The organism is Amycolatopsis thermalba (assembly GCF_003385215.1).
Taxonomy (GTDB): domain Bacteria; phylum Actinomycetota; class Actinomycetes; order Mycobacteriales; family Pseudonocardiaceae; genus Amycolatopsis_E; species Amycolatopsis_E thermalba.
Genome location: NZ_PQHW01000049.1, coordinates 1 through 17104 on the forward strand (window position 1 = coordinate 1; position 17104 = coordinate 17104).

The 17104-nt window shown below is 70.5% G+C and carries 16 protein-coding genes and 1 pseudogene; 6 read left to right on the plus strand and 11 right to left on the minus strand.

Going from position 1 to position 17104, the window contains the following annotated elements; genetic code table 11:
- Both D0D15_RS19810 and D0D15_RS19815 read right to left on the minus strand, forming a co-directional pair.
- Positions 1–492: pseudogene (locus tag D0D15_RS19810) on the minus strand (tRNA (N6-isopentenyl adenosine(37)-C2)-methylthiotransferase MiaB); the annotation flags it as partial.
- 78 nt (positions 493–570) lie between these two features.
- Positions 571–807, minus strand: a complete 237-nt coding sequence (locus tag D0D15_RS19815) for a hypothetical protein (protein WP_115944647.1) — start codon at positions 805–807, stop codon at positions 571–573.
- 258 nt (positions 808–1065) lie between these two features.
- On the opposite strand from D0D15_RS19815, the gene D0D15_RS19820 reads away from it, so the two are divergent.
- The 4 genes from D0D15_RS19820 to D0D15_RS19835 all read left to right on the plus strand — a co-directional run bounded on the left by D0D15_RS19820 (position 1066) and on the right by D0D15_RS19835 (position 4354).
- Complete coding sequence (locus D0D15_RS19820; protein WP_198958323.1) at positions 1066–1794, plus strand: amino acid ABC transporter ATP-binding protein; 729 nt, start codon at positions 1066–1068, stop codon at positions 1792–1794.
- A 56-nt stretch (positions 1795–1850) separates the two neighbouring features.
- The gene (locus tag D0D15_RS19825; protein ID WP_094007492.1) at positions 1851–2762 is read left to right on the plus strand and encodes a glutamate ABC transporter substrate-binding protein; all 912 of its coding nucleotides are present in this window, start codon (positions 1851–1853) and stop codon (positions 2760–2762) included.
- A gap of 87 nt (positions 2763–2849) precedes the next feature.
- Positions 2850–3497: an amino acid ABC transporter permease gene (locus D0D15_RS19830; protein ID WP_094007491.1), complete on the plus strand. Its 648-nt coding sequence runs from the start codon at positions 2850–2852 to the stop codon at positions 3495–3497.
- Positions 3494–4354 (plus strand): amino acid ABC transporter permease, encoded by an 861-nt coding sequence (locus D0D15_RS19835; protein ID WP_094007490.1) that lies wholly within the window; start codon positions 3494–3496, stop codon positions 4352–4354. Before D0D15_RS19830 ends, D0D15_RS19835 begins: the two co-directional genes overlap by 4 nt.
- Before the next feature lie 61 nt (positions 4355–4415).
- Here the strand turns inward: D0D15_RS19835 and ggh are convergent, their stop codons facing one another.
- The 5 genes from ggh to D0D15_RS19860 are packed head-to-tail and all read right to left on the minus strand — an operon-like array spanning position 4416 to position 9933.
- A complete protein-coding gene (gene ggh, locus D0D15_RS19840) occupies positions 4416–5807 on the minus strand; it encodes a glucosylglycerate hydrolase (protein ID WP_094007489.1) in 1392 nt (463 codons plus the stop codon).
- On the minus strand, positions 5808–6884 hold the full coding sequence (locus D0D15_RS19845) for an ABC transporter ATP-binding protein (protein ID WP_094007488.1): 1077 nt from the start codon (positions 6882–6884) through the stop codon (positions 5808–5810).
- 9 nt (positions 6885–6893) lie between these two features.
- Positions 6894–7742 (minus strand): carbohydrate ABC transporter permease, encoded by an 849-nt coding sequence (locus tag D0D15_RS19850; protein ID WP_094007487.1) that lies wholly within the window; start codon positions 7740–7742, stop codon positions 6894–6896.
- Positions 7739–8614, minus strand: a complete 876-nt coding sequence (locus tag D0D15_RS19855; protein WP_094007486.1) for a carbohydrate ABC transporter permease — start codon at positions 8612–8614, stop codon at positions 7739–7741. The genes D0D15_RS19850 and D0D15_RS19855 overlap by 4 nt, the downstream gene beginning before the upstream one ends.
- Entirely contained in the window at positions 8614–9933 is a 1320-nt protein-coding gene (locus tag D0D15_RS19860; protein WP_094007485.1) for an ABC transporter substrate-binding protein, read from the minus strand. The genes D0D15_RS19855 and D0D15_RS19860 overlap by 1 nt, the downstream gene beginning before the upstream one ends.
- Positions 9934–10010: 77 nt before the next feature.
- Between D0D15_RS19860 and D0D15_RS19865 the strand changes: the two genes are divergently transcribed.
- The gene (locus tag D0D15_RS19865; RefSeq protein WP_094007484.1) at positions 10011–11174 is read left to right on the plus strand and encodes an ROK family transcriptional regulator; all 1164 of its coding nucleotides are present in this window, start codon (positions 10011–10013) and stop codon (positions 11172–11174) included.
- A gap of 34 nt (positions 11175–11208) precedes the next feature.
- Here D0D15_RS19865 and D0D15_RS19870 read toward each other — a convergent pair whose 3' ends face one another.
- The 4 genes from D0D15_RS19870 to D0D15_RS19885 are packed head-to-tail and all read right to left on the minus strand — an operon-like array spanning position 11209 to position 14998.
- Positions 11209–11964 carry a succinate dehydrogenase/fumarate reductase iron-sulfur subunit gene (locus D0D15_RS19870; RefSeq protein ID WP_094007483.1) on the minus strand — a complete coding sequence of 252 codons (756 nt, stop codon included), beginning with the start codon at positions 11962–11964 and terminating at the stop codon, positions 11209–11211.
- Entirely contained in the window at positions 11961–13874 is a 1914-nt protein-coding gene (locus D0D15_RS19875) for a fumarate reductase/succinate dehydrogenase flavoprotein subunit (RefSeq protein ID WP_094007482.1), read from the minus strand. Before D0D15_RS19875 ends, D0D15_RS19870 begins: the two co-directional genes overlap by 4 nt.
- A 30-nt stretch (positions 13875–13904) precedes the next feature.
- Positions 13905–14711 carry a hypothetical protein gene (locus D0D15_RS19880; RefSeq protein WP_094007481.1) on the minus strand — a complete coding sequence of 269 codons (807 nt, stop codon included), beginning with the start codon at positions 14709–14711 and terminating at the stop codon, positions 13905–13907.
- The gene (locus tag D0D15_RS19885; protein WP_017983947.1) at positions 14708–14998 is read right to left on the minus strand and encodes a hypothetical protein; all 291 of its coding nucleotides are present in this window, start codon (positions 14996–14998) and stop codon (positions 14708–14710) included. The genes D0D15_RS19880 and D0D15_RS19885 overlap by 4 nt, the downstream gene beginning before the upstream one ends.
- Before the next feature lie 236 nt (positions 14999–15234).
- Between D0D15_RS19885 and edd the strand changes: the two genes are divergently transcribed.
- A complete protein-coding gene (edd, locus tag D0D15_RS19890; protein WP_094007480.1) occupies positions 15235–17103 on the plus strand; it encodes a phosphogluconate dehydratase in 1869 nt (622 codons plus the stop codon).
- Position 17104 lies beyond the last annotated feature (1 nt).

Genomic DNA, 17104 nt, shown 5'->3' on the forward strand with positions numbered 1-17104 from the left:
GAACGTGCACGTGTTGTTGCAGCCCACCGAGATCGACACCCAGCCCGAGTAGGCCGACTCGCGCCGCGCCGGCAGCGTCGAGGGGAACGTCTCGAGCGATTCGAGGATCTCCACCTCGGCCTCGGCGTTGTGCCGGGCGCGCTCCAGCAGCACCGGCAGGGCGCCGATGTTGTGGGTGCCGAACACGACGTCCACCCACGGCGCGCGCTTGACGATCTCGCCGCGGTCCTTCTGGGCCAGGCAGCCGCCGACGGCGATCTGCATGTCCGGGTTGGCGTCCTTGGCCGGGCGCAGGTGCCCGAGGGTGCCGTAGAGCTTGTTGTCCGCGTTCTCGCGCACCGCGCACGTGTTGAACACGACGAGGTCGGGCGCGTCGCCGGCGCCCGCCGGAACGTAGCCCGCCTCCTCCAGCTGGCCCGCGAGCCGCTCGGAGTCGTGCACGTTCATCTGGCAGCCGAACGTGCGGATCTGGTAGGTTTTGCCACCGTTCATCGGGCACCGTGTTCGCTGGTAAGACAAGCCATGACGGCTACCAGCGTAACTCTTCGGGGTTGCCCGCCTTCGCGCGCGTCAGGTTCGCAGCGCGACGTACCAGCCTTCCGGGATCGGCCCGGGCAGCAGGTCCGGGATGAACGTGCAGATGTGGCCCGGCCAGGACGGCAGCTGCGACTGGCAGTCCGCCTGGGTGCGGTAGGGGCCGGCTTTGAGGCTCACCCCGTCGGCGTGGGCGGGGGGGGCGGCGAGCGTGCACAGCCCCGCGCCCAGCACGAGCGCGGCGGCCGTCGTGCGGAGGTTGCGTGCGGTCACGAATCGAGTATCGAACGTGACGACACCGAGCGCAGCGCGATGCCCCGTTCGAGCGAAGCGACCCCCTCCGAGCTGGGCCGCTCGCCTGACTACAGTAACCGGCACCCGGGGTCACCGTGCGTCCGGAACCGGCCAAAACGGATGACACCTAGGTTGCGTTTGATTCGATTTACGGGCGCGGGGCCGCGTCACGGTGTTAGATCGCCGAGTGAGCCGGGCTATGGAGGGCAGATGAGCACAGCTACGTCAGCACCAGCGATGATCAGGGCTGCGGGCGTGAACAAGTTCTTCGGTGACCTGCACGTGCTCAAGGACATCAACCTCGAGGTGCCCAAGGGGCAGGTCGTCGTGGTGCTCGGGCCGTCCGGCTCCGGCAAGTCGACCCTGTGCCGCGCGATCAACCGGCTGGAGCCGATCAACTCCGGCGAGATCGAGGTGGACGGTCAGCCGCTGCCCGCGGAGGGCAAGGCGCTGGCCGCGCTGCGCGCCGAGGTCGGCATGGTCTTCCAGTCGTTCAACCTCTTCGCGCACAAGACCATCGTCGAGAACGTGATGCTCGCGCCGGTCAAGGTCCGCAAGATCGGGCAGGAGGAGGCGCGCAAGACCGCGATGCAGCTGCTGGACCGGGTGGGCATCGCGAACCAGGCGGAGAAGTACCCGGCTCAGCTGTCGGGCGGTCAGCAGCAGCGCGCGGCGATCGCGCGGGCGCTGGCGATGAAGCCGAAGGTGATGCTGTTCGACGAGCCCACCTCGGCCCTGGACCCGGAGATGGTCCAGGAGGTTCTGGACACCATGACCGGGCTGGCCAGGGAGGGCATGACGATGCTCGTGGTCACGCACGAGATGGGCTTCGCCCGTCGCGCCGCGAACCGCGTGGTGTTCATGTCCGACGGGGAGATCGTCGAGGACGCGTCGCCGGACGAGTTCTTCACGAAGCCGAAGTCGGACCGCGCCAAGGACTTCCTCGGCAAGATCCTGACGCACTAAGTGAGTTCCGCGGCGCCCGATCGGCGCCGCCCGATCCCGGGAGAACAGGAATCCAGATGAAGATCCGCACCCTGGCAGCGGGCCTGCTGGTCGGCGCACTGACGCTGACCGCTTGCGGTAAGGAGGGCGCCCCCTCCGGCGGCACCGGGGACACCGGAACCGACGCCGCCGCGCTGCCGACCTACACGGTGGCCCAGAACGTGGACGTGGCCGGCTCGCCGACCTTCGCCAAGATCAAGGGCGCGGGCAAGCTGACCATCGGCGTGAAGGACGACCAGCCGGGCCTGGGCCAGAAGAACGCGACCACCGGCAAGTTCGAGGGCTTCGACATCGAGATCGCCAAGCTGGTCGCCGCCGGCCTCGGCTTCGACGAAAGCAAGATCACCTTCACCACGGTCGACTCGGCCGCGCGTGAGGCCGCGATCACCAACGGCAACGTCGACTACTACGTCGGCACCTACACCATCACCGACAAGCGCAAGCAGCAGGTCTCCTTCGCCGGCCCGTACTTCATGGCCGGTCAGGACCTGCTGGTCCGCAAGGACGACACCTCGATCACCGGACCGGAGACCCTGAAGGGCAAGAAGGTCTGCTCGGTGACCGGGTCGACCCCGATCCAGCGCGTGCGCGACCAGCAGCTGACCGAGGCGGCGAACATCGTCGAGTTCCAGAAGTACTCGCAGTGCGTCGAGAAGCTCATCACCAAGGAGGTCGACGCCGTCACCACCGACGACGCGATCCTCAAGGGCTTCGCCGCGCAGGACCCGGACAACCTGAAGGTCGTCGGCAAGACGTTCTCGCAGGAGCCCTACGGCATCGGCCTGCCCCGTGACGACGCCGCGCTGCGCGGCAAGGTGGACGACCTGCTGCAGGCCGCCATCGACGACGGCACCTGGCAGAAGATCTACGACGCCACGCTCGGCAAGTCGGGTTCGGCCGCCACGCCGCCGGCGATCCAGCGCTACTGACACTCCCTTGTGGCCGGTGAGCGCGGGTGCGCTCACCGGCCACTCCCTTTCCACTAGTTCCACACCAACCGCGGCGGGGAAGGCCCGATGGACGTCCTGCTCGACAACATGGACCTCTACGGTCCGTTCTTCTGGACCACGATCAAGCTGTTCCTGATCTCGGGAGTGGCGAGCCTGATCTTCGGCACGTTCCTGGCCGGCCTGCGGGTCAGCCCGGTCCCGGTGTTCCGCGCGGTCGGCGCCACGTACGTGACGCTGGTGCGCAACACACCGCTGACGCTGGTGTTCGTGTTCCTGGTGTTCGCCTACCCACTGCTCGACATCATCGACCTGTCGTACTTCACCGCCGCGGTGGTGTCGCTGACCCTCTACACCTCGGCGTTCATCTGCGAGGTCGTGCGGTCGGGCATCAACACCGTCCCGGTCGGGCAGGCCGAAGCCGCCCGCGCGCTGGGGCTGACCTTCACCCAGATCCTCGGCCAGATCGTGCTGCCGCAGGCCATCCGCTCGGTGGTGCCGCCGCTGATGAGCATGCTCATCGCGCTGCTGAAGAACACCACCATCGCCGCCGGGTTCTCCGTCGCCGAGGCCGGCGCGATCCGGCAGTACCTGTCCGAGCGCGGTGACAACCAGCTGATCGGCCTGCTGTGGGTCGCGCTCGGGTTCATCATCCTGGTCGCGGTCCTGTCCTTCATCCAGCGGGCCCTCGAGAAGCGCTGGAGCGTGGCGCGATGAGCAACGTCCTGTTCGACATCCCCGGCCCGAAGGCCCGCGCCCGCTACCGGGCGCTGGCCGTGCTGGGCACCCTGATCGTCGCCGCGGTGATCGCCTACATCATCTGGCGCTTCATCGACAGCGGCCAGTTCTCCGCCCGCCGCTGGGAGTGGCTGCAGTACGCCCAGGTCCAGCGCGACCTGGTGGACGCGCTGCTGGCGACCCTGCAGGCCTTCGCGCTCGGCGCCGTGCTGGCGCTGGTCTTCGGCGCGATCTTCGCCGCCGGGCGGCTGTCGGATCACGCGTGGGTGCGCGGTGTCTCGACCGCGGTCGTCGAGTTCTTCCGCGCCATCCCGCTGCTGATCCTGATGTTCCTCTTCTACTACGGCGCTCCGGTGCTGGGCGTGGCCCTGCCGCCGTTCGCCGCGGTGGTGCTGGGCCTGACCCTGTACAACGGCTCGGTGCTGGCGGAGGTGTTCCGCGCCGGCATCCTGGCGCTGCCCAAGGGGCAGAGCGAGGCGGCCTACGCGCTGGGCATGCGCAAGACCCAGGTGATGACGCTCGTCCTGATCCCGCAGGCGGTCCGGTCGATGCTGCCGACGATCATCAGCCAGCTGGTGGTGCTGCTCAAGGACACCGCGCTCGGGTTCCTGGTCACCTACCCGGAGCTGCTGTACTACGCCCGCTACATCGGCTCGCAGGGCTCGTTCGGCCGGCCGATCGTCCCGTCGACCCTCGTGGTGGCGGCGATGTACATCGCGTTGTGCCTGCTGCTCACCGCGCTGGCCACCTACATCGAACGCCGCCAGCGGCGCAGCAAGAAGCACGTGGAAACCCAGCGCCCGCCGACGACGGAGGAGGTCGTGGGCGTGGCCTGATCCGCGCGACGGCGAAGAGGGGCGTGGCGAGCGATCGCCACGCCCCTCTTGTTCGTCCGGGTCAGTCCGCGTCGGCGCAGAGCCAGTCGAGCACCACGGCCGCCGTCCAGCTCTGGTCGGTGCTGCCGAGCGGCTCGCCGGTGAACGGTTCGTAGTACTCACCGAACGCGCCGTCGTCGGTCAGGCGCAGGCCGGCTTCGCGCAGCTTGCGGGCCCGCTCGTGCCAGCCGCGGCGTTCGAACGCCCATCCGAACAGCCAGTTCACGACCGGCCACTGTGGACCGCGCCAGTACTGGCGCGGGTTGAAGCCGGGCCGCATGGGCGACACCGACGGCGGCACCGGCGCCAGCAGGCCGGGGTGCCCGCACCAGCGGTCGCTGTCCAGCAGCGACAGCAGCCGCAGCTGCACCTCGTCCGGCGCGCCCCCGCACAACAGCGGCGAGAACCCGGCGATCGTCTGGGTGTCCAGCCACCGGTTGGCACGCAGGTCGCGATCCCGCGCCATGCCGGACACCGAGTGGCAGCTGGCCGCGACCGCCTCGCGCGCCCGCGCCGCCCAGTCCGCCAGGTCCGCGAGCTGCGACGCGGGCTGGCCGAACTCGGTGCCCAGCTCGATCAGCACGTCGCAGGACACCGCGAACAGCGCGGTGATGAACACGTCCCCGACCAGGAAGCTGGAGCTGCGCACGATCTCCTTCTGGTCGTAGCCCGCGCGGCGCATCTCCTCGATGAGCCACAGGTAGCGGTCGTACTCCTTGTCGGTGGGCCGCTCGCTCGGGTCGCCGATGATGCGCACGTCCTTGCGCACGTACGGCGGCAGCTCCTCCCCCGGGTTGACCGCCGCGTAGGGCACGTCCCAGCGCGGCGAGTTGTCCATTCCGGACTCCCAGCCGTGCACGATCGCGACCAGCCCGCTCGACCCCGGCGTGCGGTACTCGACCAGCCAGCGGTGCCAGGAGTACAGCGCGGGCCAGATCGAGCGGGCGAACCGCTCGGCGTCGGCGCGGTCCTGCGGCGAGGAGGCGCGGGCGATCTCCAGCATCCGCTGCACGGCGATCGCGTGCACCGGCGGCTGGCAGATCCCGGACGTGCGCACGTTCCGCGGCCCGTCGACCGCGGTGTCGGTGCCCCACCGGTCCGGGCCGGGGAAGTAGGCGTCGTCGTCGGTGAAGACGATGTGCGGCACCATGCCGTTGCGCCACTGCGCCTTGAACAGGGTCTCCAGCTCGGCGACCGCGCGCGGCAGGTCCAGCCGCGCCAGGCCGATCGAGATGAACGCGGCGTCCCAGCTCCACATGTGCGGGTAGAGCCGCGGCGCCGCGGTGACCACGGCGCCGGTGTCGTTGTCCCTCAGCACCCGGGCGGCCCGCGCCGCCAGGGTGGGCCTGGCGTAGCGGACCGGTCTACTGCCGCCGGCGGCTCCTTCCGGGGGTCGGCTGACGTCGACGGTCATCTACTTCGCCTCCAACAGGAGCTGGGTTTCCGGGTCGTACCACCGGCACTGCTCCGGCGGCAGGCCCAGCTTCAGGGTCTGGCCGGGTTCGGCGCGGAAACTCGCCGGTGCCTGGACTTTCAGTACCTGCCCGCACAGCTCCGTGGTGAGCAGCGTCGAGGACCCCAGCGGCTCGAACACCTGCACCTCGCCGCGCAGGCCGTCCGATGCGGGTTCGACGGAGATCGACTCGGGCCGGATGCCGAGCCGCAACCGCTTGCCCTGGAACGACTTCAGGGCGCGCGGGACCGGCAGCGTCTGGCCGCCGAAGTCGATCCGCGTGCCGTCCTCGCTGACGGCACCGGTGAGGAAGTTCATCGGCGGGCTGCCCAGGAACCCGCCGACGAACTCGTCCGCCGGTTCGGTGTAGACGGCGACCGGGTCGCCGCACTGGGCGATGCGCCCCTCGCGCATGACGGCGACCCGGTCGCCCAGCGACAGCGCCTCGACCTGGTCGTGCGTCACGTACAGCGTGGTCACGCCGATCTCGTTGACCAGCTTCTTCAGCTCGGCGCGGAAGGACAGCCGCAGCAGCGCGTCCAGATTGGACAGCGGCTCGTCCATCAGCAGCACGTCGGCGTCCATCACGATCGCCCGCGCCACCGCCACGCGCTGCCGCTGACCGCCGGACAGCTTCGCCGGGTACCGGTCCAGGTAGGGCGTGAGCTGCAGCAGCTCCGCGGCCCACTCGACCTTCTTGCGCACCTCGTCCGCGGGCACTCCGTGCACGCGCAGGCCGAAGCCGATGTTGTCGGCGACCTTCTTGTTCGGGAACACCGCGTACGACTGGAACACCATGGACAGGTTGCGCCGCCGCGGTTCCAGGTAGGTGACGTCGCGGCCGCCGATGACGATCTGGCCCGAGTCCGGCGTCTCCAGCCCGGCCACCATCCGCAGCAGCGTGGTCTTGCCGCAGCCGGACGGGCCGAGCAGGACCATGAACTCACCGTCGGCCACCTCGAGCGACACCTCGTCGGTGGCGCGCGCGGTGCCGCCCGGGTAGGTCTTCACGAGCTCGTGCAAGACGACCTCAGCCATGGCGCTCCCTCATCGCAGCGTGGTCCCCCACATGTTCACCAGGTACCGGCGCATCACGAAGATGAACACCAGCGCGGGCAGGATCAGCGCGAAGCCGCCGGCGAACCGGTAGGCCTGCGGCGCCTCCCCGAGCGAGGCCAGCACCTGGGCGGGCAGTGTCCGGTGCCCGAGCGTGATCACGGCGGCGCCGAGGATCTCGTTCCAGGACAACACGAACGTGAAGATCGAAGACGCCGCCAGTCCGGGCAGCGCGAGCGGGAACACGACCCGGCGCGCCGCCTCGAACCGGCTGCAGCCGAACACGCGGGCGGCCTCTTCGACGTCGGTGGGCACCGAGACGAAGATGCTCGCGCTGATCAGCACGGTGGTCGGCATGGCGAGCGTGGTGTGCAGCAGCGTCACCGAGAACACCGTGTCGTAGACGCCGAAGTTCAGGAACATCGTCGCCAGCGGCACGGACAGCACCACGATCGGCAGCGCGCGGGCCAGCAGCATGAACACCTGGTAGGCGTCCTTGCCGCGGAACACCTGGCGCGCCAGCGCGTACCCGGCGGGCGCGCCGACCAGCAGCGACAGCACGACCGTGTAGACGCCGACGAGCAGCGAGTTGCCCAGCGCCGGGACGGTGCCGGTGGCCTGGATGAACGCCAGCAGCGTGTCGGCGGAGAAGGCGCTCGGGATCAGCGGCTTCGGGAACTCCAGCAGCGCCTGCGGCGAGGACACCGCGGCCAGCCCGATCAGGATCATCGGCACGACCATGAACAGGCTGATCAGCACGCACGCGACCTGGACGGCGATCGCGCGGCGGCGACGACGGCGCAGCGGCGCCCGGTCGATCGGCGGCAGGGTCGTGGTCACCTGGCCGCCTCCCGCTGCCGCATGGTGCGCAGGTAGAACAGCGCCGTGGCGAGGGACAGCGCCAGCACGACCAGCGCGGCCGCGCTGGCGACGGCCGGGTTCTGCAGGTTGACGTACCACTGGTAGGTCTCCCCGACCAGCAGCGGGAAGTCCCGCCCGGTCAGCGCCTGCGCGACCGCGAACGCCTGCAGCGCCAGGATCGTGCGCAGGATCAGCGCGACCTGCAGGCTCGGCTTGAGCTGCGGCAGCGTCACGTGCCACAACCGCTGCCACGCGGTCGCGCCGAACACCTGCGCGGCCTCGTCGAAGTCCTTCGGCACCATCTGGATGCCGGCCACCACGATGACGAACACCAGCGACGTGGCGCGCCAGATCTCGGCGATCACCACGGCCAGCAGCATGGTGGACGTGTTGGTGTAGGTCAGCCACTGCACGCCGGTGCCGGAGATCCCCCACGACACCAGCAGCGAGTTGAGGTAGCCGCGGCTGTCGAACACCGACAGCCACACCAGGCCGGCGGCCAGCTCGGACACCGCGAGCGGGATGGTCCACAGGTAGAAGTGGCCGGACAGGAACCTCGGCCGGGCCTGCACGAGCAGCGCCATCGCCACGGCCAGCACGAGCTGGACCGGCACCACGATGACGATCAGCAGCAGGGTGTTGCGCAGCGCTTTCAGGAAGTACGGGTCGCCGAAGAGCCGGTCCCACGCCGCGAGCGTGAACCCGGAGCCGTCGGTGAACGCCGAGATCAGCGCCTGGATCACCGGCCAGCCGAACAGGGCCAGCATGAACACGATCGACGGCGCGAGCAGCAGCCACGGCGAACCCGCCAGGCGACGCCTCTTCGGTGCTTCCAGGACGGCCACGGCCATCAGGCCACCTCGCAACGCTCGGCGGGCGGATCGGGCGCCCAGCACGGCACCTTCAGATCGTCGAACACCTTCTGCAGCACCCGCGCCTGACTGTCCAAAGTCGACCGGATGTCCGCTCCGTCGAGGACGATCGCCTGGAAGGAGTCCTTGAACGCCTTGGTGACCTCGCCCTCGCGGGTGCCCAGGCCGACCGGCAGCAGGGACAGGATCGAGCCGGGCGCGTCCCGCTGGCGCTGCACCGCGCCGGCCTCCATCTGCAGGGCGGGCGGCAGGTCGGCGGGGATCGGCGCGTCCACCACCGGGAAGAACCCGTTCGACCGCAGCAGCCCGGTCTGCGCCTGCGGCGCGGACAGCGCCTGGATCACCTGCTCGGCCTGGCGGCGGTCGGTGCTGCCCTTGGGGATCGCGAGCCCGAGCACGACGGCCATGTAGCCCAGGCCGCGGGGGCCGCGCGGCGCGGGCAGCATGCGCCACCGCTGCGGCTGGCCGCCGGGTGCGGACACCAGGCGCGCGACGTGGTCCCAGCCGATCTTCGCCGCGCCCGCCTGCAGCGGCTCCTGCATGAAGTCGTAGGTGGTGCTGGACGGGCTGGTGTTGGCCCACAGCTCCTTGAGGTACTGCCACGCGGTGACGGCCTCCGGCGAGCGGAACGTGGTGATCTGGCCGCCGGTGAACGAGGGCAGCAGGTAGCCCTGCAGGAAGCGGTGGATCAGGCCCTTCGGCCCGCACGGCAGGCCCAGCATCGGCTGGTTGCCGTTGGCGCGGCGGGCGGCGATCGCCCAGTCCAGGAACTGGTCGTAGGTGAGGGTGTCCGGGTCCGCGCCCGGTGGCAGGTGGGCCAGGGCGTCCTCGTGCGCGGCGAGCACGAAGCTGGCCTGCGCCCACGGGACGTACCAGGACTGCTGGGTGCCGGCCTTGGCCAGCGCCAGGAACTCGTCCGGGATCCCGTGGCCGGCCGGCACGCCGGAGACGTCCTCCAGGTACTCGCCGGCGAGCGGGGCGAGGTCGCTGTGCGAGCCGCCGAGCAGGCCGACCTGGGTGCGCCCGGCGCCGACCTGGCTCTGCACCTGGCTGGCGAACGGGCCCTCCTCGATGGTGACGTAGCTCACCGATCCGGGGAAGGTCCCGGCCAGGAACGTCCGGAAGCGTTCGGCCTCGGCTACCGGCCGGAACTGCGTGGACAGGAAGACCACGCCGCCGCCGCCCGTGGTCGCGAATCCGACGCACCCGGCGGCCATGGAGGCGGCGCCGGCCAGGAAGACCCCCCGGAGGACGGTACGACGGGTGGGGCCGCTGCCGGTCAGGCTGGCCGCGCGCATTCAGTTCCACCCCGATGTCGCCGTCTACACTTCTGTCTGGTCATTGAACATAAGTCCTCGCGGGAGATCCTGTCAACATGCCCCCGGCACGCACCGGCTCGCCCACCTCGGCCGGCCACATCCTCGCGATCCTGCGCGACGAGGGACCGCTGACGCGGCAGCAGCTGCAGGACCGGACCGGCCTGTCCCGCGCGACCCTGGTCGAACGGCTCGACGTGCTGCAGCGGCTGAAGCTGCTGCGCCAGGTCGGGCACCGCGCGTCCAGCGGCGGGCGGCCCGCCGAGATGCTCGCCGCCGACGACGTGGGCCGGACCGCGCTGGTCGGCGACATCGGCCAGCGGCACGCGACGATCGCCGCGGTGGACCTGCGCGGCACCGTGTTCGGGCAGGTGCGTCGCCCGCTGCCGGCCGGGCACCGGCCGGCGGAGACGCTGTCCTTCCTGCTGGACGCCGGGCGCAGGCTGCTGGCCGAGGCCGGGCGCGCGGACAGCCTGTGCGCGTTCGGGCTGAGCGTGCCGGGGCAGATCGACCACGACACCGGCACGACGATCGCGCCGCCGTCGATGTCGGAGTGGCGGGGGGTCCGGCTGCGCGACCCCTTCACCGACGCGCTGTCGGTGCCGGTGTTCCTGGAGAACGACGCGAACGCGCTGGCGTTCGGCGCGTACTGCGAGATGAACCGGCCGCGCGCGGCGCTGGTCGGGGTGAAGGTCGGCACCGGGATCGGCGCGGGGATGGTGATCTCCGGGCGGGTGCACCGCGGCGAGACCGGGTGCGCCGGCGAGGTGGGGCACATCCGCATCGAGGGTTCCGACCTGCGCTGCGACTGCGGGCGGCGGGGCTGCGTGTCGGCGATCGCCAGCGGCCAGGCGGTGATCCGCACGCTGCGGCCGACGGGGGTGCGCAGCGCGGAGGATGTGCTGCGCCGGGTGCGCGCCGGTCACCCCGAGGCGGTCCGCGTGACGCGCGAGGCGGGCCGGCTGGTGGGCACGGTGCTGGCGACCGTGGTGACGATCGTGAACCCGCGGTACGTGCGGGTCGGCGGGGCGATCGGGGTGCTGCCGCCGTTCCTGGAGGGACTGCGCGAGGTGGTGCTGGCCGGCGCGCACACCAGTTCACTGGACAGCCTCGACATCGGGCCCTGCACGCTCGGCGTCGACACCACGCTGACCGGCGTGGCGGGCCTCGTCGCGGACGAGGTCCTGGCCCCGGAGACGGTCGATGCGATGGCGGCGCTGTAGCCACCACCGCATCCTCGCCGGGGAAGTGCGGCTCCTAATCCGCCTTCCGCCGGAAGATCTTGCTGCCCAGCCAGACCACCGGGTCGTACCGGTGGTCCACCACGCGTTCCTTCATCGGGATCAGCGCGTTGTCGGTGATGTGGATGTTCTCCGGGCAGACCTCCGTGCAGCACTTCGTGATGTTGCAGTACCCGAGGCCGTGCTCGTCCTGGGCGGCGTGCCTGCGGTCGGCCACGTCGAGCGGGTGCATCTCCAGCTCGGCGATCCGCATCAGGAACCGCGGCCCGGCGAAGTTCTCCTTGTTCTCCTCGTGGTCGCGGATCACGTGGCAGGTGTTCTGGCACAGGAAGCACTCGATGCACTTGCGGAACTCCTGCGAGCGCTCCACGTCGACCTGCTTCATCCGGTACTCGCCCGGTTTCAGGTTCGCCGGCGGGGTGAACGCGGGGATCTCGCGCGCCTTCGTGTAGTTGTACGAGACATCGGTGACGAGGTCGCGGATCACCGGGAACGTCCGCATCGGCGTGACGGTGACGACCTCGTCCTCGGCGAAGACCGACATGCGCGTCATGCACAGCAGCCGCGGGCGGCCGTTGATCTCCGCCGAGCACGAGCCGCACTTGCCCGCCTTGCAGTTCCACCGCACCGCCAGGTCCGAGCACTGCGTGGCCTGCAGCCGGTGGATGATGTCGAGCACGACCTCACCCTCGTTGACCTCGACCGTGAAGTCCTGCAGCCCGCCGCTGTTCGCGTCGCCGCGCCACACCCGGAACGAAGCCTTGTAGCTCACGACTGCCTCCCCGGGTGGCCGGCCAGCTCTTCGTCGGTGTAGTACTTCTCCAGCTCGCTCAGCTCGAACAGCTCCAGCAGCTCGGGCCGCATCGGCTCCTGGTCCTTCGGCGTGACCGTGACCTCCAGCGCCAGTGGATCGTCCCCGGAGGCGCTGCACACCAGCAGCTTGTTGCGCCACCGGGAATCCATCTGCGGGTAGTCGTCCCGCGTGTGCCCGCCCCGGCTCTCGGTGCGCATCAGCGCGGCCCGCGCGACGCACTCGCTGACCAGCAGCATGTTGCGCAGGTCCACGGCCAGGTGCCAGCCCGGGTTGAACTGCCGGTGCCCCTCGACGGTGACGTTGCGGATGCGCTTCTTGATCTCGTCCAGCTTGGCCAGCGCCTGCTCGATCTCCTCGGCCTTGCGGATGATCCCGACCAGGTCGTTCATCGCCTGCTGCAGCTCGTTGTGCAGGGTGTACGGGTTCTCCTCGACACCCTCGGCGGGCGGGTCGAACGGCACCAGCGCGGTGCGGGCCGCCTTGTCGACATCGGACTGCGCGACCGCGGGACGGGTCTCCAGACCCTCCACATAGGACGCGGCGCCGAGACCCGCGCGACGGCCGAACACCAGCAGGTCCGACAGCGAGTTGCCACCCAGCCGGTTGGACCCGTGCATCCCGCCGGAGCACTCCCCCGCCGCGAACAACCCGCGCACGCCGGAGGCCGCGGTGTCCGGGTCGACCTCGATGCCGCCCATCACGTAGTGACAGGTCGGGCCGACCTCCATCGGCTCGGCGGTGATGTCCACATCGGCCAGTTCCTTGAACTGGTGGTACATCGACGGCAGCCGCCTGCGGATCTCCTCCGGCGTCAGGCGGCTGGCGATGTCCAGGAACACGCCACCGTGCGGCGACCCGCGCCCCGCCTTGACCTCGGAGTTGATCGCCCGCGCCACCTCGTCGCGCGGCAGCAGGTCCGGCGTGCGGCGGTTGTTCTCCTGGTCGGTGTACCAGCGGTCGGCCTCCTCCTCGGAGTCGGCGTACTGGCCCTTGAACACGTCCGGCACGTAGTCGAACATGAACCGCTTGTCCTCGGAGTTCTTCAGCACCCCGCCGTCACCGCGCACGCCCTCGGTGACCAGGATGCCCTTCACGCTGGGCGGCCAGACCATGCCCGTCGGGTGGAACTGGACGAACTCCATGTTGATCAGGTCCGCCCCGGCGCGCAGCGCGAGCGCGTGCCCGTCGCCGGTGTACTCCCACGAGTTCGACGTGACCTTGAACGACTTGCCGATGCCGCCCGTCGCGAGCACCACGGCCGGCGTCTCGAACAGGATGAACCGGCCGCTCTCCCGCCAGTACCCGAACGCCCCGGCGATCCGGTCACCGTCCTTGAGCAGCTCGGTGATCGTGCACTCGGCGAAGACCTTCAGCTTGGCCTCGTAGTCGCCGAACTCGCGGAGGTCCTCCTGCTGCAGCGAGACGATCTTCTGCTGCATCGTGCGGATCAGCTCCAGCCCGGTGCGGTCGCCGACGTGCGCCAGCCGCGGGTAGGTGTGCCCGCCGAAGTTGCGCTGGCTGATCCGCCCGTCCGGGGTGCGGTCGAACAGGGCGCCGTAGGTCTCCAGCTCCCACACCCGGTCCGGCGCCTCCTTGGCGTGCAGCTCCGCCATGCGCCAGTTGTTGAGGAACTTGCCGCCGCGCATGGTGTCCCGGAAGTGCACCTGCCAGCTGTCCCGCTCGTTCGCGTTGCCCATCGCGGCGGCGCACCCGCCCTCGGCCATGACCGTGTGCGCCTTGCCGAACAGCGACTTGCACACCACCGCCACCGACAGCCCGCGCTGCCGCGCCTCGATCACCGCTCGCAGACCGGCGCCACCGGCGCCGATCACCACCACGTCATAACTGTGCCGCTCGACTTCCGCCATTGCCTGCCCACCTAGTCCTTGAAGTCCTTGTCAGTCCACGAAACGCAGATCGGGGATGGCGCCGCTGGCCACGAGCATCACGTAGAGGTCGGTGACCACGAGCGTCCCCAGGGTGATCCAGGCCAGCAGCATGTGCCGGTTGTTGAGCTTGGTGACCTGGGTCCAGAGCCAGTACCGCACCGGGTGGCGGGAGAAGTGCTTCAACCGCCCGCCGACCACGTGCCGGCACGAGTGGCAGGACAGGGTGTAGGCCCAGAGCATGATCACGTTGCCGAGCAGGACCAGGTTGCCCAGCCCGAAGCCGAACCCGCCGGTCTCGCCGTGGAACGCGACGATCGCGTCGTAGGTGTTGATCACCGAGATCAGCACCGCCACGTAGAAGAAGTAACGGTGGGCGTTCTGCAGGATCAGCGGCAGCCGGGTCTCCCCCGTGTAGCGGCCGTGCGGTTCGGCGACCGCGCACGCCGGCGGCGAGAACCACACCGACCGGTAGTAGGCCTTGCGGTAGTAGTAGCAGGTCAGGCGGAAGCCGAGCAGGAACGGCAGCGACAGGAACGCCAGCGGGATCCAGCCCGGCAGCTCGCCGAACGGCGTGCCGAAGTGGGCCGACCCCGGCACGCACGAGTCGCTCAGGCACGGCGAGTAGAACGGCGTCAGGTAGCCGTACTCCGGCACGTAGTAGGCGGTGCGGACGAACGAGCGGATGCCGGCGTAGATGACGAAGGCGGCCAGTCCGAGCGTGGTGAACAGCGGCGGGACCCACCACCGGTCGGTGCGCAGGGTCCGTGCGGTGATCCGGGCGCGCCCGCTAGCGGCGTCGGTAGCGGGAGCGCTCACCGCTGGTCACGGTGGTATCCGCCGACCCCTTCGTCGTCGGCCCCCTGCCAGAGGGCCGGGTCGTACGGGCCGTCGGGGATCTTCACGACGGCCGAGGGGTCCAGCGGCTTGGGCTGGACCGGGACGCTGGGCTGCTCCAGGTCGCTCGCGTCGATGTCCAGGCGGTCGACGTCGTTGGCCAGGCGGCGGACCGCGGAGGCGTCACCGTAGCGCGATCGCAGGGCACCGACGCACTGCTTGAGCTGGCCGATCGTGCGGCGGAGTTCGGCGAGTTCGGTGGTGGTCATGACTACCTCCGGGTCAGTTCGGCGGCGAGCCGGGGCTGGTACCGACTCTGCCGCTCCGCGTGCAATGTGACAAGTAGCACACCCTAGGTTGATGTTGTGATCGGGGTCACCTGAAACGATCTTCTTAATCGATTTTGACCCGGCCGATCCGCCAGCTACTGTGTCCACTGTCACGACCGTGCGACGCCAGCGAAGTCGTCAGCCGGACCAGCCGACGAGTTCCAGGTGGTTCTCCCGTGCACACACCCCGAACACCCGTCCACCCCGTCGTCGAGGAAGTCACCGAGCGCATCGCCGCGCGCAGTGCCGCCACCCGCAGCGCCTACCTGGCGCGCATGGCCGCCGCCCGCGCCGAGGGGCCCGCGCGCGCCGGACTCGCGTGCAGCAACCTCGCCCACGGCTTCGCCGCGTGCGGCGGTGAAGACCGCATCGCGCTGCGCGGGCTGCGCAAGCCCGGTATCGCGATCGTGTCCGCCTACAACGACCTGCTCTCCGCGCACCAGCCGCTGGACGAGTTCCCCGCGTGGATCAAGGACGCCGCCCGTGAAGCGGGCGGGGTCGCCCAGTTCGCCGGCGGCGTGCCCGCCATGTGCGACGGCATCACGCAGGGCCGCGCCGGGATGGAGCTGTCCCTGTTCAGCCGCGAGGTCATCGCGATGGCCACCGCGATCGCGCTGTCGCACGAGATGTTCGACGGTGCGCTGCTGCTCGGCGTGTGCGACAAGATCGTGCCCGGCCTGCTGATCGGCGCGCTGTCCTTCGGGCACCTGCCCGCCCTGCTGGTGCCCGCCGGGCCGATGACGTCGGGCCTGCCGAACAAGGAGAAGGCCCGCGTGCGGCAGCTCTACGCCGAGGGCCGGGCCACCCGCGAGGACCTGCTGGAGGCCGAGTCGGCGTCCTACCACTCGGCGGGCACCTGCACCTTCTACGGCACCGCGAACTCCAACCAGCTGGTCGTCGAGGTCATGGGCCTGCACCTGCCGGGCGCGAGCTTCGTGCACCCGGGCACGCCGCTGCGCCGCGCGCTCACCGAAGAGGCGGCGCGGCGGGTGGTCGCGTTGTCGCGGGCGGACGAGTACACGCCGCTGGCCGAGGTGATCAGCGAGCGTTCGGTCGTCAACGGCGTGGTGTCGCTGCTGGCCACCGGCGGGTCGACCAACCACACGATGCACCTGGTCGCCATCGCCGCGGCCGCCGGCATCGAGCTGACCTGGGACGACTTTTCCGACCTGTCGGCGGTGGTGCCGCTGCTGGCCAGCGTCTACCCGAACGGCAGCGCGGACATCAACCACTTCCACGCCGCGGGCGGGGTGCAGGTGCTCATCGGCTCGCTGCTCGACGCCGGGCTGCTGCACGAGGACGTCCGCACGGTGGCCGGGGACGGGCTGTCGCGGTACCGGTCGGAGCCGGTGCTGGACGGTGGCTCGCTGACCTGGCGGGAGGTGCCGGCGCGCAGCCTGGACGAGGACGTGCTGCGGCCGGTGAGCAACCCGTTCGCGGCCGACGGCGGGTTGCGGATGCTGTCCGGGAGCCTCGGGCGCGCGGTGATGAAGGTGTCGGCGGTCGCGCCCGAGCACCGGGTGGTGCGGGCGCCGGCGCGGGTCTTCACGTCGCAGGAGGCGTTCACCGCGGCGTTCCGGGCGGGTGAGCTGGACCGGGACGTCGTGGTGGTGATCCGCAACCAGGGGCCGCAGGCCAACGGGATGCCGGAGCTGCACGGCCTGACGCCCGCGCTCGGGGTGCTGATGGACCGCGGGCACCGGGTCGCGCTGGTCACCGACGGCCGGATGTCCGGCGCGTCGGGCAAGATCCCGGCCGCGATCCAGGTGACGCCGGAGGCTGCCGCCGGTGGCCCGCTGGCGCGGGTCGCCGATGGAGACGAGGTGGTGGTCGACGCGGTCGCCGGGCGGCTGGACGTGCTGGTCGACGAGGAGTCGCTGGCCGCGCGGCCGTTGCGGGACGCGCCGCCGGATGAGGCATCCTGGGTCGGGACCGGCCGGGAGCTGTTCACCGCGCTGCGCCGCGCGGTCGGGCCGGCGGACCAGGGGGCCGGCGTGTTCGGGCCGATGACGCCGGGCCATTTCGGGGCCCCGGCGCGAGTGTGAG